The sequence below is a fragment of the Hydrogenophaga sp. RAC07 genome (genome assembly GCF_001713375.1).
Taxonomy (GTDB): Bacteria; Pseudomonadota; Gammaproteobacteria; order Burkholderiales; family Burkholderiaceae_C; genus Hydrogenophaga.
Genome location: NZ_CP016449.1, coordinates 2,225,189 through 2,239,361 on the forward strand (window position 1 = coordinate 2,225,189; position 14,173 = coordinate 2,239,361).

A 14,173-nucleotide genomic window follows, 5' to 3' on the forward strand; every position below is an offset into this window, starting at 1 on the left:
CCCGCTGCCAACGGCAGGGGGAAACTCATGCGATGCCCGATTTTAGAGGCACAAAAAACACGGCCTCCAGCTCGGTGCGAACGGTGCCGGTGGCGGTTTTGTCCACCACCACCAGGTTTTGTTTGCCCGCCGCGGTGACCGCCGGCGCCACCAGGCGGCCACCCACGGCCAGCTGGTCGATCCAGGCCTGGGGAATGTCGTTGCCCCCGGCGGCGGCAATGATGGCGGCATAAGGAGCCCCCTTGGCGTACCCGAGCATGCCGTCGCCGAACAACAGGTGCAGATTGGAGATGCGGAAGGCGCGAAGGTTCTCGCGCGCTTTTTCGTGCAGGCCGCGCAGGCGTTCGATGCTGTAGACCTCGCGCGCCACATGGGCCAGCACCGCCGCCTGGTAGCCGCAGCCGGTGCCGATTTCCAGCACACGGCCCAGTTTGCCGGTGTGACCGGCACACAGCAGCTCGATCATGCGGGCCACGACGCCGGGCTTGGAAATGGTCTGCCCCAGGCCGATCGGCAAGCTGGTGTCCTCGTAGGCCTGGTTGACCAGCGCGGTGTCGACAAACCGGTGCCGCTCCACCGCCTGCAAGGCCGCAAGCACGCCGGCGTGGCTCACGCCCTGCGCCTGGATCTTGCGCACCATGGCCGCACGCACCGCCACAGAGTCCATGCCCACGCCACTGGGCACCACCGACCGCACCGGGGGGGCGGTTTTGATGGCCGGGCGCGGCGCGGGTTTGACGTTGGCCAGCGCAGGCTGTGAAACACGCGCAACCGACGGGCGAACGCTGGGCGGCTGAGGTGCGGCCGGCAGCCGGGCCGGGAACGTGGGACGGGCTTTGCCGCCGTCCTTCAAGAGCCTGCTCCCCCGGCAACCACCGCCTCGGGCGGCGCCGACAGGCTGGCGGCTGTGGGTGCCCAGTAGGCCAGGCGCTCGTGGTCGGTGAGGTCGACCTTCAGCGGCGTGATGGTGGCGTAACCCTGCACGGCGGCATGGAAATCGGTGCCGTCCGCATCGTCCTTGGCCTTGCCGGCGCTGCCGATCCAATACATGGTGTCGCCGCGCGGGTTGGTCTGCGAAATCACCTGCTCGGCCGCGTGGCGCCGGCCCAGGCGCGCGACCTTGAAGCCCTTGATGGCGGCGATGGGTCGGTTGGGGATGTTCACGTTGAGCAGCCAGGGCTCCACCGGCGCGCCGTTCTCCAGCGAGGGCAGCAGCTGCGCCACCAGGCGCGCAGCCATCTGGCCCGCATCGTCCAGGTGCCCCCAGCCCTTTTCGGTCTGCGAAAACGCAATGGCCGGAATGCCGAAGAGGTAACCCTCCATGGCAGCGCCCACCGTGCCCGAATAAATGGTGTCGTCGCCCATGTTGGCGCCGTTGTTGATGCCCGAAACCACCAGATCGGGCCGGTAGCCCAGCAGGCCGGTGAGCGCGATGTGCACGCAATCGGCCGGCGTGCCGTTGACGTAGCGGAAACCGTTGTGCGCAGTGTGCACATACAGCGGGGAATGCAGGGTCAGCGCGTTGGATTTGGCACTGTTGTTGTGCTCGGGCGCCACCACCTCCACCTCGGCCAGCCCCTTGAGGGCTTCATACAGCGCCACGAGGCCGGGCGCCTGGTAACCATCGTCGTTGGAGATGAGAATTTTCATCAAGCGATTTTAGGTGGCTTCGCATTGGTCACGCTTGAGACAGACAACGGGCTTACCCGCTGCAATGGGGGCCTCTGCCCTGCCTATCATGGTCCGACCCACCCCCAACAACCGAGGAGACGGCATGCACGCCTGGCTTTGTGAAAACCCCGTGGGCGTTGACGCCCTGACCTGGAAAGAACTGCCCACGCCCGAGCCCAAGGCGGGCGAGGTGCTGATCGAGATCCAGGCCGCCAGCCTGAACTTTCCCGACCTGCTCATCGTGCAGAACAAGTACCAGATGAAGCCTCCCCTGCCCTTTGTGCCGGGCTCCGAATACGCCGGCGTCGTGCGCGCCGTGGGCGAAGGCGTGAAACACCTGCAGGTGGGCCAGAGCGTGGCCTGCCTGAGCGGCACCGGTGGTTTCGGCACGCACACCATCGCACCGGCGGCCTTGTGCATGCCGCTGCCGGCCGGTTTCCCGGCGGTGGACGCCGCCGCCTTCATCATGATCTACGCCACCTCGTGGCACGCGCTCATGGACCGCGCCGCGCTCAAGGCCGGCGAGACCGTGCTGATCCTCGGCGCGGCCGGCGGCGTGGGCACGGCGGCCATCCAGATCGCCAAGGCTGCGGGTGCGCGCGTGATCGCGGCGGCATCGAGTGACGAGAAGTGCGATCTCTGCAAACAGCTCGGCGCGGATGCCACCATCAACTACAGCGTGCACACGCCCAAGGAAGGTTTGCGCGACGCCATCAAACAACTCACCGACGGCAAGGGCCCCGACGTGATCTACGACCCGGTCGGCGGCGATTTCGCCGAGCCCGCGTTCCGCTCCATCGCCTGGCGCGGCCGCTACCTGGTGGTCGGTTTTGCCAGCGGCCCCATTCCGGCGCTGCCGCTGAACCTCACCCTGCTCAAGGGCGCGAGCATCGTGGGTGTGTTCTGGGGCGACTTCGCGCGCCGCGAGCCCAAGGCCAACGCCGAGATGATGCAGGCCCTGGCCGTGATGTACGCCAAGGGCCAGGTCAAACCGGTGATCGACCAGACCCTGCCCATGAACGAGCTGCACAAGGCCTACGCCATCATGGGTTCGCGCTCGGTCAAGGGTAAGCTCGTGATGGTCAACACCCCCACCTGAACGTTCCCGGATCCATGTGAAACCCACCTCGCCCCCCGGCACCAGCGGCCGCCCCGCCCACCCGAAGTACCTGGGCAGGTACGAACTGCGCGAGGTGTTGGGCAAAGGCGTGCACGCCACGGTGTGGCTGGCCCACGACCCCCGACTGGACCGGCAGGTCGCCATCAAGGTGATGCAGGCGGTGCGGCCGGGCGCGGGCGCCGCCATGGAACCCTGGCTGCGCGAAGCGCGCCACGTGGCCCGGCTCTCGCACCCCCACATTGCCACCCTCTTTGAAGCCGACGTGATCGACGGCCAGCCTTCGCTGGTGTTCGAGTACGTGGCGGGCCAGACCCTGGCGGCCCACCTGCTGGACAAGGGAGCCATGCCCGCCACCGACGCCGTGGCCCTGATGCTGTCGGTGCTCGATGCGCTGCAGTCGGCGCACGCGGCCGGGGTGGTGCACCGCGACCTCAAGCCCTCGAACATCCTGCTCGACCGCAACCTGCGTCCCAAGGTCACCGACTTCGGCATCGCAGCGCGCATGGGCACCGCCGAGGTGGACGCCGCCACGGTGCAGGGCACGCCGGGGTATTTGTCGCCCGAAGCCGCCACCGGACAGGCGGCCACCGACACCAGCGACGTCTTCAGCGCCGCGCTGGTGCTCGCTGAAATGCTGTTCGGTCAAGCCTTGGTGGATGGTCGCGACACCTACCGTGCGATCTACCGCGTGACCCATGAAGACCTGGCGCTGCCGCAGGACGGCGTGCACGACGTGGACGACGCGCTGCGCACCCTGCTCATGCGCGCACTCGCGCGCGACGCACGCCGGCGCATCGCCAGCGCAGAAGCGCTGGCCCAGGCGCTGCGCGAGTGGCAAGGCCAACAGCAGGACAGCAGCACCCCCGAGCCGCAGGCCAGCCACGCCACGCTGGGATTTCTGCTGCGGCGCATGCGCCACAAAAGCGATTTCCCCGCCATGTCCGAATCCATCGGGCGCGTGCAGAGCATGGCCTCGTCCGAAAACGAAAGCCTGAATTCACTGACCAGCGAAATCCTCAAGGATGTGGCGCTCACCAACAAGCTGCTGCGCCTGGTCAACACCCCGCAGTTCGCGCACGCCGGTGGCGGCAGCATCAGCACGGTGTCGCGCGCGGTGAGCCTCATCGGTTTTGTGGGCATCCGCAACATGGCCATGAGCCTTGTACTGCTCGAACACATGCAGAACAAGGCCCACGCCAACCTGCTCAAGGTCGAGTTCCTGCGCGCGCTGCTGGCGGGTTCGCTGGCCAGCGACCTGTGCGCCCTCTCGCGCGAAGGCGAAGAGGTGTTCATCGGTTCGTTGTTCCAGAACCTGGGCCGCCTGCTCACCGAGTTCTACTTTCCCGAAGAAGCGCAAGAGATGCGCAAGGGTGTGGCCAGCGGCAAGAGCGAAGACGTGGCGGCACTCGGTGTACTCGGTATGACCTGCGAAGACCTGGGCCTGGGCGTGGCCCGCGTGTGGGACCTGCCCGCAAGCATCCAGCGCCTGATGCGCAAACCCGCGGGCAACCCGCCCACGCGCGCACCGGCCGACACCGAAGAGCGCCTGCGCTGGCTGTGTCTGGCGGCCAACGACATGGCCGATGCCTTCCTGCACAAGGAAGGCGATGCACTGGCGCGCGAACTGGCCCGCTTGTCCAGCCGCTACGCCGGCGGCCTGGGCCTGGAGGGCAAACACATCCAGACCGTGGCCCTGGCCGCGCGGGAAAAACTAGCGCAGACCGCCGAGGCCATGGGCGTGCACGTGAGCAGCGATTCGCCCGCCGCCCGGCTGCTGCGCCCGGCGCAGATCAAGGAGCTGCCCGTCGACTCCTTGCAGCCCCTGGAGCTCACGGCCGAGCCCGCACCGGACGAGCCCGAGACCGCGCAGCCCTCGCCTCCGCCACGCGCCGTGTCGGCCGATCTGCTGGCCACCGGCATCCAGGACATCACCAACGCCATGGTGGAAGACTTTGAACTCAACGACGTCTTGCGCATGGTGCTGGAGACCATGTACCGTGCCCTGGGATTTCGCCGCGTGCTGTTCTGCCTGCGCGACGCGGCCACACAAAGCCTCACGGGCCGTTTTGGCCTGGGCGAAGACGCGGCCTCGGTGGCCAAGCTGTTTCGCGTGCCGCTCAAGGATGCGCAGGACCTCTTCGGCATGGTGTGCAACAAAGGGCTGGACACGCTGATCCGCGATGCCGGTGTGCCCAACGTGGCGCAGAAGCTGCCTGTCTGGTACCGCAGCCAGATCAACGCGCCGGCCTTCCTGCTGCTACCCCTGCAGCTCAAGGGCACGCCCTTCGGCCTGATCTACGCCGACAAGGCCAGCGCCTCCGACATCGCGCTCGACGAGAAAGAGCTCGCGCTGCTCAAGACGCTGCGCAACCAGGCGGTGATGGCGTTTCGCCAGTCACGGCCGTAGGGCCTAACCCAGACCCAGCATGTGCGCCAGCCCGTGCGGCTCGGCGGGACGCTCCAGCATCAGGTGGCGCTCCAGGTCGCGCAGGTGCTGGTCCATCAGGGCCACGGCCTCATCGGCGTCGCCGCGCGCGATGCAGTCCACGATGCGTTCGTGTTCGTCGTGCTCGCAGGCCGCGTTGCCCGGCGGCTGGTGCACCGCCACGATGAGCGAGCAGCGCGAGACGATCTCGATCAGGTAGCGCTGCAGGATGGCGTTGCCCGAGAGCTCGGCCAGGCGCAGGTGGTAGGCGCTGGCCAGGCGCGCCCACGACGGTTGGTCGAAACGGTGCATCACCTGGTGTTCTTCTTTCAACTGCTTGCGCAGCGCCTTCAGGTCGGCCGGCGTGGCGCGTTCGGCCACCAGCCGCACGATGGCGGCTTCCAGCGCGCGGCGCGCTTCAAAGATCTGCTGCGTTTCCTCGCGCGTGGGCACGGCCACGATGGCGCCACGGTTGGGCCGCAGCTGCACGATGTGGTCGTGCGCAAGCTTCTGCAGCACCTTGCGCACCACCGCGCGGCTCACGCCGAACAGCTCGCACAGCGGCGCCTCGGGCAGCTTGGTGCCGGGCGCCAGGCGCTGGCTCATGACGCTGTCGAACACGGCGCGGTAGATGCGCTCTTCCACGTCGTCGTCGGCGGCTTCGGGAGCCGGGGGTTCAGCGGTTCTGGCCATTCAGCGCTCCTTGCAGTTGCACCGCCAGTTTGATGAGTTCAAGGTCGCTGCCGGCCGGACCGAGCAGCGAGACGCCCAGCACGGTGCCGTCTGCCAACGTGAGCGGCAAACTCACCTGCGGCAATCCGGCCAGGCCGGCGATGCAGGTGATGGCCATGGTGCGCAGGCGCACCGCGTCCACGTCGGCGGGGTCGGCATCGCGGCGTGGTGCCAGGCTCGCGGCCGACGGCAGCACGGCCACGCCGTCGCTGCCCAGCAGCGCCCTCACCTGCTGGCGAACCGTGGCGGCCTGCGCCCGCGCGGCAGCGGCGGCCTCGCCGGTCACGGCACTGGCCGCTTTCCAGCGCGCCCCGATGGCCGCACCGAACACCGGCTGGTGCTCGGTGATCCAGGCACCGTGCGTGGCCCAGCCCTCAAAGGCGCCGGCGGTGGCGTAGGTCTGGCGCCACTCGGCGAGCGGACTGTCGCCGGCCACGCGCAAGGTCTGCGGCTCGGTGTGGAGCAGCGAGGCCAGCGCATCGCGGGCGCGCTGCAGCGGCTCGGCGAACACCGGGTCGGCCAGGTCCCAGGCGTCTTGCGGCACCAGCACGCGCGTGGGTGCGAAGTCGCTGCGCGGCAGCAGCACGGCGGCCACGCGCTCGAAGGTGGTGGCATCAAACGCCAGCCAGGTCACGGTGTCGAACGCAGGATGCAAGGGCACCAGGCCCTCGGCCGACACCAGGCCGTGGGTGGTGCGCAGGCCCCAGAGCCCGGCGTAGCTCGCCGGCACGCGGGTGGAGCCTCCCGTGTCGGTTCCCAGCGCAAAGTCCACCAGGCGCGCGGCCACCGCGGCACACGAGCCGCTGGACGAGCCGCCCGTCACACGTTCAGGCGCGGCGCTGTTGACGGGTGTGCCGTAGTGCGCGTTGTCGCCGTGCAGGCTGTAGGCCAGCTCGTCGGTGAGCACCTTGCCCATGAGCGTGGCGCCGGCTCCCAGCAGCCGCGCCACCACGGGGCTGTGCGCCGTGGGCACAGCGTGCGTGGCCAGCCAGGTGGGGTTGCCGGCGCCGGTGGGGTGGCCCGCCACGTGGAACACGTCCTTGGCGGCGAACGTCAGGCCGTCCAGCGGGCCGCTGGCGCCGGGCTCGATCACGAAACGGCCGTGGGGCACCCAGGCGCCCACGGTGTCAACAAGGGGGAAACTCATGTCGGCTTTCATGCAAAGGAAGAGGGGTCGTTCAGCGCCAGGCCGTTCACGTGCTCGCAGATCGCACCCGGCGTGGTGAACCAGACCTCGCCGCGGTCGCGCGCGGCGCACAGGTGTTGCAGCGCGCGGCGCAGGTGGCGCAGGCGGTAGGGTTGACCCACCAGATAAGGGTGCAGCGCGATGCCTTGCACCAGCGGCTGCGTGCGCGCCTGCTCCAGCATCTCGTCGGTGTTGTCGATGATCATCTGCGCGAAGTCCTTGCCGTCCATCTGGCGCGCCACGATCATGGGAATGTCGTTGAGCTCCTGCGGATAGGGCACGGCCCACAGGCCCTGACCGCCTCGCGTGCGCATGCGCATGGGCTGGTCGTCGTGGCACCAGTTCAGCGTGTAGGTGTAGCCGGTCTCGGCGAGCAGATCCGGCGTGCTGCGGCTCTCGGAAATCCAGGGCGAGAGCCAGCCTTTCACGTCCGCACCGCTTGCGGCTTGCATGCGATCGCGGCACAGCACGAGCAGCTCACGCTCGGCCGCTTCGGGCAGCACGCCTTGGCGCTCGGCGTTGCTGTGGCCGTGGCCCACCAGCTCGTCGCCGCGCGCGACGAAGGCCGCCACCAGCTCGGGGCAGTGGTCGTAAAGCGCGGTGTTGATGAGCGCGGCCGTGGGCAGGCCGAGCTGGTCGAAGAGTTCGAGGCAGCGCCAGGCGCCCACGCGGTTGCCGTATTCGCGCCAGCTGTGATTGAGCACATCGGGCTGCGGCGAGGCCGGGCCGATGCCGGCGCCCAGGCCTTCACCGAACGCGAAGTGCTCGATGTTGAAGCCGAGGTACACGGCCAGGCGTGCACCGTTGGGCCAACGGTAGTCGGCCCGGCGCGTGATCGGGCGGTAGTCGAAGCGCCCGTGATCGGGCAAAGGGCCGAGGTATTGAGCTGACATGGCGGTGGCCGTCATAGGGTGGCGAGACCGGCGCGCACCAGCAGCCATTCGGCGCTGTCGTTCCACACTTCCATCTGCGTGATGAGGCCGTGGCTCACCACGTAGCGGTCCACGTAGCGGTTGCCCTCGAACGGCGTGCCGTCGGGCCACTCGCCATGCAGCGTGCCGATGCTGTAAACGACGGTCTCCACCTCGGTGCCACCGGCCACCGTCTCGGTGCGCTCGATGCGTTTTTTCACCCAGCGGTAACGCGTGGCGTTGAAGGCCGAGCACTCGGCCGGGTCGCTCATGGCGCGCCCGCCGGTGAAGCGGATGCGCAGACCGGGCGCGACAAAGCGGCGAGCGCCGGCGGGGTCGGGAATCATGATAACGCGCAGGAATTCGTCGACCACCTGGGCCGGCGAGAGGGACTGCAGGGACGCTTCGGACATCGGCTTCTCCACAAAAATGCACCGTGTTGAGGATTCGTGCACCGCTTTGGCCAGTGCCTGGCGTCGGGTGCATGCACGCTCAAAGTGCGTGCAAGACACGTGCCAGATTGTCAACAATCCAATTGTCCCAGTGTCTACATACAGGAGCAAGACTTGCCGACACGGTTGGCACGCCCCTTGCAAACGGAGTCCGGCAAAGACGGCAGCCATGCCGCCCGAATCACCGCCGCCCTTCCCTCACCTCATCCGGAGTCCTGCCATGTCCTCTTCTGTCTTCTCCACCCGCCGCACCCTGCTCGCCGCCGGCTTCGCGCTCGCCAGCACCACGCTCGCCGGCCAGGCCCTGGCCCAGTCGGGTGAGCCCATCAAGCTCGGACTGGTCACCGCGTTGTCGGGCCAGTCGGCCCTGGCCGGTGAATCCATCACACGCGGCATGCAGATCGCCATCGACGAGATCAACGCCAAGGGCGGCCTGCTCGGCGGCCGCAAGCTGGAGCTGGTGCGCCGCGACGACGAGGCCAACCCGGCCAAGGGCGTGATCGCCGCGCGCGAACTGATCTACCGCGAGAAGGTGGCGGTGGTGTTTGGTGGCCTGGACACCCCGGTGTCCATGGCCATCGTGCCGCTGATCAACCAGGAAAAGGTGCCGTTCATGGGCCCTTGGGCCGCAGGCACCGGCATCACCAAGAACGGTGCCGAAGCCAACTACGCCTTCCGCGTCTCGGCGGTGGACGAGATCGTGGACGTGGGCATGCTGGCCTACGCGCAGAAGACCTTCAGCGCCAAGAAGCCCGGCCTGATCCTCGTGAACAACCCCTGGGGCGAGAGCAACGAAAAAGGCCTGAAGGCCGCGATGGCGGCCAAGGGTGTGGTGCCCGCCGGTGTGGAGAAATTTGAAGCCAACGACGTGGACATGGTCCCGCAGCTCACGCGCCTGAAGGCCGCCGGCGCCGACGCCCTGTTCATGGTCGGCAACGTCGGCCCATCGGCGCAGGTGGTCAAGTCGCTCGACCGCATGGGCTGGAAGGTGCCGGTGGTCTCGCATTGGGGCCCCGCCGGTGGCCGCTTCACCGAACTCGCCGGCCCGAACGCCAAGGAAGTCCACTTCGTGCAGACCTACAGCTTCTTCGGCAAGCAGGGCCCGGTGGGCGAGCGTGTGATCAAGGCCATGATGGCCAAGTACCCCAACGTGAAAACCCCGGCCGACATTTCGCCGGCCGTGGGTGTGGCCAACGCCTACGACGCCACCCACCTCGCCGCCCTCGCCATCCAGGCCGCCGGCTCCACGCAGGGTGAGGCGGTGCGCCAGGGCTTCTACAAGATCGAGAAGTACGAAGGCCTGATCAAGACCTACAACAAGCCGTTCACCCCGGCCGTGCACGACGCGGTGACCTCCAACGACTATGTGTGGGCGCAGTTCATCGACAACCGCATCGTGCCTGTGGGCACTGTGAACTGAGGACTTCGGATGTTGGAGTTGTCAGCGCTGGTCAGCGGCCTCGGCCTGGGCAGCATGTATGGGTTGATGGCGCTCGGGTTCTACGTGACCTACGCTGTCTCGGGCACGGTCAACTTCGCGCAGGGCAGCTCCATGATGCTCGGCGCGGTGTTGACCTTCACCTTCGCGCAGACCTTCGGCTGGCCCGGCTGGGCCGCGGTGATCCTGGCGCTGGCCCTGTGTGCGCTCTACGGCCTGCTGGTCGAGGTGCTCGCGGTGCGGCCCTTTGTCAACCGCGGCTCGGACGCCTGGCTCATGGCCACGGTGGCCATGGGCATGGTGCTCGACAACGTGGTGATGTTCACCTACGGCAAGGAGCCGCGCAGCCTGCCGTCGCCGCTGGCGCAGGCGCCGCTGGAGATCGCGGGCAACAACCTTGGCGTCTACCCGCTGCAGTTGCTGATTCCGGTGGTGGGCCTGGCATTGGCCGCGGTGCTGCACACGCTCTCGCGCCGCACGCGCTGGGGCGTGGCCATGCTGGCCGTGGTGCAGAACCGCTCGGCCGCGCGGCTCATGGGCATCCCGATCCGGCGCGCAGTGGCCATTGCCTTTGCGCTCTCCACCTTGTTCGCCGGCGTGGCCGGCGTGCTCATTGCGCCGCTGTTCAACGTGCATTCCGACATGGGCACGCTCTTCGGCCTCAAGGCCTTTGCCGTGGCCATCCTGGGCGGCATCACCAGCGCCTGGGGCGTGATGATCGCCGGCCTGTTGTTCGGCGTGGTCGAGGCCATGATCACCTCCACGCTGGGCTCGGGCTACACGCAGATCATCACCTTCGCGCTGGTGATCGTGGCGCTGGCCTGGCGGCCCAACGGCCTGTTCGGCCGCGCGGAGGTGAAGAAGGTATGAGCACGTTCCACCCCTCCAAACCGCTCCTGGGTCTGGGCAGCGGCTGGCAGATCACCGCGGTGGTCGCGGTGCTCGCCCTGGGCGCCGTGCTCGCGCTCACGCTCAACGGCTACTGGGTCTTCGTGCTGGCCAACGTGGCGCTGCTGGCCATCGTCGGCGTGGGGCTGAACGTGCTGGTCGGCCTGACAGGTCAGGTGTCGTTCGGCCACGTGGGCTTCTACGCCATCGGGGCCTACACCATGGCCATCCTCACCACCAAGACCGGTTTGAGTTTCTGGCTGGTGTGGCCGATCGCCGCATTCATCGGCGGTGTGTTCGGCGCACTGGTCGCTCTGCCCGCGCTGCGCGTGAAGGGCCCGTACCTCGCCATGATCACCATCGCGTTCGGCCTGATCGTGGAGCACAGCATCGTCGAGGCCAGCGGCCTCACCGGCGGGCAGAACGGCATCATGGGTCTCACCGCGCCGTCGCTCGGCAGCCTGGCCCAGGGCGAACGTGCCATGGCGCTGCTGGCCATCGGCGCGGCAGCCCTGGCGCTGGCGGGTTACGCCTGGCTCTCGCGCGGCACCTGGGGCGCGGCCATGCGCGCCGTGCGCGACGCCGAGACCGCCGCCGAGTCGGTGGGCCTGAACCCGCTGGCCATCAAGACCGTGGCGTTTGCCGTGTCGGCCCTGTGTGCGGCGGCGGCCGGTGCGCTGTTCGCGCCGCTCTCGGGATTCGTCACGCCGCACACCTTCGGCTTCGTGCAGTCCATCCTGTTCGTGCTCGTGGTCATGATCGGCGGCGCGGGTTCGGTGGCTGGCCCGCTGGTGGGCGCCATCGTGGTGGGCCTGCTGCCCGAGCTGCTCTCGGGCCTGGAGGAATACCGCCTGCTCTTCTTCGGCGCCATGCTGCTGCTGGTGCTGTGGGTCGCGCCCGACGGCGTGGCCGGCCTGGTTCGTCGCCTGCGCGAGCGCCTGTGGCCACGCAGCGCTGCCGTAGTTCCGGCGCCTTCCAGCGCGACCCTGGCCCTGCCCACCCGCGCGCGCCAACCCATCGCAGCGCAGGGCCTCACCATGCAGTTCGGTGGCGTGCGCGCCGTGTCCGACCTGCACTTCACCGCACACGCCGGTCAGGTCACCAGCCTGATCGGACCCAACGGCGCGGGCAAGTCCACCGCGCTCAACATGCTGGGCGGTTTCTACCTGCCCACGGCGGGCGGCTTCGCACTCGGCGGCCAGGCCTTGCAGGGACAGAACGCCATGCGGATCTCGCGCCGCGGTGTGGCCCGCACCTACCAGACCTCGCAGCTCTTCGGGTCGCTCAGCGTGCAGGACAACGTGGTGATCGCCATGCAGCGCGGCGCGCTCGGCCCGCTGCTCGGCAGCGCACGGCGCAACGCCCCGGCACTCACCGAACGGGCGCGCCAGCTGCTGGCCTTTTGCGGCTACACCGGTCACCCCGACACGCTGGCCGGCGACCTGCCCCACGTGGACCGGCGGCTGGTGGAGATCGCGCGCTCGCTCGCCACCGACCCCGACGCCCTGCTGCTCGACGAGCCTGCCGCCGGCCTCTCGCGCGAAGACAAGCTGCGCCTGGGCACGCTGCTGCAGCGCATCGCCGACGCGGGCCTGACCGTGCTGCTGGTGGAACACGACATGACCCTGGTGATGGACATCAGCCACCAGGTGGTGGTGCTCGATGCCGGGGTGCGGCTGGCGGTGGGCACTGCCGCAGAAGTGCAAGCCGACCCTGCGGTGCAACTGGCATACCTTGGTGAGGCCCTGGAGACGGAAGCTTCGGCACCGCGCGACACCACCGCCAACCGACCCGAGATGCTCGGCGTGGGCTCACTGGTCGCGGGCTACGGCGCCGAGCCTGTGCTGCACGGCATCGACCTGCAGGTGCGGCGCGGCGAGGTGGTGGCGCTGCTGGGGGCCAACGGCGCGGGCAAGTCCACGCTGATGAAGGCGCTGGCGGGCCTGCACCGCCCCATTCAGGGCGGCATCCACCTCGAAGGGCGTGAACTCATGAACATGGGCGCCGAGCAGGTGGTGGCGCAAGGTGTGGTGCTGGTGCCCGAAGGCCGGCAGGTGTTTGCGGAGCTCAGCGTGCTCGACAACATCCGCCTGGGCGCATTCCTGCAGACCAACGAGCGCGAGGCGCGGGTCGAAGAACAGCTGCAGCGCTTTCCACGGCTGCGCGAGCGCCTGCACCAGCGTGCGGGTCTGCTCTCGGGCGGTGAGCAGCAGATGCTCGCGATCGCGCGCGCCCTCATGTCGCGCCCGCGCATCCTGTTGCTTGACGAGCCGTCGCTGGGTCTGGCGCCCAAGGTGATCGCCGAGCTGTTCGCCGCGCTGGACGGGCTGCGCCGCGAAGGCATGACGTTGCTGCTGGTGGACCAGATGGCGGGCCTGGCGCTTGCGCTGGCCGACCGTGCGTATGTGATGGAAGAAGGGCGTATCGTCGCGCAAGGCACCTCGGCCGAGATCGCGGCCAATGGCGCGCTCGCGCAGGCCTACCTGGGCGAGTCGGGTGCCGATCACCCACACCCTGCTCTTCAACCTGCATGAACCACGAAACCGACTACCACGCCGAACCCTGCCGACAAGCCCGAACCGATCTGGCGCTGGCCCTGCGTGCCGCCGCGCATTTCGGCCTGTCCGAAGGCGTCTGCAACCACTTCAGCGTCGAGCTGCCCGACGGCTCGGGCCGCTTTCTGCTCAACCCGCGCGGCCTGCTGTGGAGCGAGGTGCAGGCCGACGACATCGTGATGGTGGACGTGCACGGCGAGGCGCTGGCCGGGCGGCACCCGGTGGAGTCCACCGCCATGCACATCCACAGCGGCATCCACCGGGTGGCGCGCCAGGCGGTGGTGTTGCACACCCACATGCCCTACGCCACCGCGCTCACGCTCACGCAGGACCGCGCGCTGGACACCACGCTGTCGCAGAACGCCATGCGTTTCCATGGCCGCGTGGCCATCGACCCGCACTACAACGGCCTGGCGCTGGACGCGGGCGAAGGCGAACGCATCGCACGCGCCATGGGCACGGCCGGCATCGCCTTTCTCGCCAACCACGGCGTGGTGGTGTGCGGCCCCCGCATCGACCATGCGTTTGACGACCTCTACTACCTGGAACGCGCCTGCATGGCGCAGGTGCTGGCCCAGTCCACCGGGCGGCCGCTGAAGCCGGCCGACAAGGACACCGCGGCACACGTGGCCAGCCAGATGCAGAGCGAGCGCCTGCAGTCCGAGCTGTTCTTCGAGGCCTTGCGCCGCACCGTCTGACCCGGCCGCCGGGTCAGCGCCTGCGGGCTGGCGGTGCGGGTCACCGGCCGGACACCGCCACAGGGCAAACCCCATGCGCGAGCCACCGGCGTTCATG

General features: G+C 68.7%; 12 protein-coding genes. 6 read left to right on the plus strand and 6 right to left on the minus strand.

Features of this window, described 5'->3' with window-relative positions; all coding sequences use genetic code 11:
- Positions 1-25: 25 nt before the first annotated feature.
- Positions 26-748, minus strand: coding sequence for a protein-L-isoaspartate(D-aspartate) O-methyltransferase (locus BSY239_RS10405; protein ID WP_069048917.1), 723 nt, complete (start codon positions 746-748; stop codon positions 26-28).
- A gap of 101 nt (positions 749-849) precedes the next feature.
- Complete coding sequence (gene surE, locus BSY239_RS10410) at positions 850-1,650, minus strand: 5'/3'-nucleotidase SurE (RefSeq protein ID WP_069046786.1); 801 nt, start codon at positions 1,648-1,650, stop codon at positions 850-852.
- 124 nt (positions 1,651-1,774) lie between these two features.
- On the opposite strand from surE, the gene BSY239_RS10415 reads away from it, so the two are divergent.
- Together BSY239_RS10415 and BSY239_RS10420 are read left to right on the plus strand one after the other, a co-directional pair.
- A complete protein-coding gene (locus tag BSY239_RS10415; RefSeq protein ID WP_069046787.1) occupies positions 1,775-2,770 on the plus strand; it encodes an NADPH:quinone oxidoreductase family protein in 996 nt (331 codons plus the stop codon).
- Between the two features lie 16 nt (positions 2,771-2,786).
- On the plus strand, positions 2,787-5,198 hold the full coding sequence (locus BSY239_RS10420) for a serine/threonine protein kinase (RefSeq protein ID WP_069046788.1): 2,412 nt from the start codon (positions 2,787-2,789) through the stop codon (positions 5,196-5,198).
- A 3-nt stretch (positions 5,199-5,201) separates the two neighbouring features.
- On the opposite strand, the gene BSY239_RS10425 is transcribed toward BSY239_RS10420, so the two are convergent.
- The 4 genes from BSY239_RS10425 to BSY239_RS10440 are packed head-to-tail and all read right to left on the minus strand — an operon-like array spanning position 5,202 to position 8,458.
- Positions 5,202-5,909, minus strand: a complete 708-nt coding sequence (locus BSY239_RS10425) for a GntR family transcriptional regulator (protein WP_083239914.1) — start codon at positions 5,907-5,909, stop codon at positions 5,202-5,204.
- A complete protein-coding gene (locus BSY239_RS10430) occupies positions 5,893-7,095 on the minus strand; it encodes an amidase (protein WP_069048918.1) in 1,203 nt (400 codons plus the stop codon). The genes BSY239_RS10425 and BSY239_RS10430 overlap by 17 nt, the downstream gene beginning before the upstream one ends.
- 8 nt (positions 7,096-7,103) lie before the next feature.
- The gene (locus BSY239_RS10435) at positions 7,104-8,027 is read right to left on the minus strand and encodes a polysaccharide deacetylase family protein (RefSeq protein ID WP_069048919.1); all 924 of its coding nucleotides are present in this window, start codon (positions 8,025-8,027) and stop codon (positions 7,104-7,106) included.
- 11 nt (positions 8,028-8,038) lie between these two features.
- The gene (locus tag BSY239_RS10440; RefSeq protein WP_069046789.1) at positions 8,039-8,458 is read right to left on the minus strand and encodes a hypothetical protein; all 420 of its coding nucleotides are present in this window, start codon (positions 8,456-8,458) and stop codon (positions 8,039-8,041) included.
- 259 nt (positions 8,459-8,717) lie between these two features.
- Between BSY239_RS10440 and BSY239_RS10445 the strand changes: the two genes are divergently transcribed.
- From BSY239_RS10445 to BSY239_RS10460, 4 genes are read left to right on the plus strand one after another with little or no spacing between them, the layout of a single operon-like run.
- Positions 8,718-9,917: an ABC transporter substrate-binding protein gene (locus BSY239_RS10445; protein WP_069046790.1), complete on the plus strand. Its 1,200-nt coding sequence runs from the start codon at positions 8,718-8,720 to the stop codon at positions 9,915-9,917.
- Between the two features lie 9 nt (positions 9,918-9,926).
- On the plus strand, positions 9,927-10,805 hold the full coding sequence (locus BSY239_RS10450) for a branched-chain amino acid ABC transporter permease (RefSeq protein ID WP_069046791.1): 879 nt from the start codon (positions 9,927-9,929) through the stop codon (positions 10,803-10,805).
- Positions 10,802-13,357 carry a branched-chain amino acid ABC transporter ATP-binding protein/permease gene (locus BSY239_RS10455; RefSeq protein ID WP_069046792.1) on the plus strand — a complete coding sequence of 852 codons (2,556 nt, stop codon included), beginning with the start codon at positions 10,802-10,804 and terminating at the stop codon, positions 13,355-13,357. Before BSY239_RS10450 ends, BSY239_RS10455 begins: the two co-directional genes overlap by 4 nt.
- On the plus strand, positions 13,354-14,076 hold the full coding sequence (locus tag BSY239_RS10460) for an aldolase (RefSeq protein WP_069046793.1): 723 nt from the start codon (positions 13,354-13,356) through the stop codon (positions 14,074-14,076). The genes BSY239_RS10455 and BSY239_RS10460 overlap by 4 nt, the downstream gene beginning before the upstream one ends.
- The last annotated feature ends 97 nt before the right edge of the window (positions 14,077-14,173 follow it).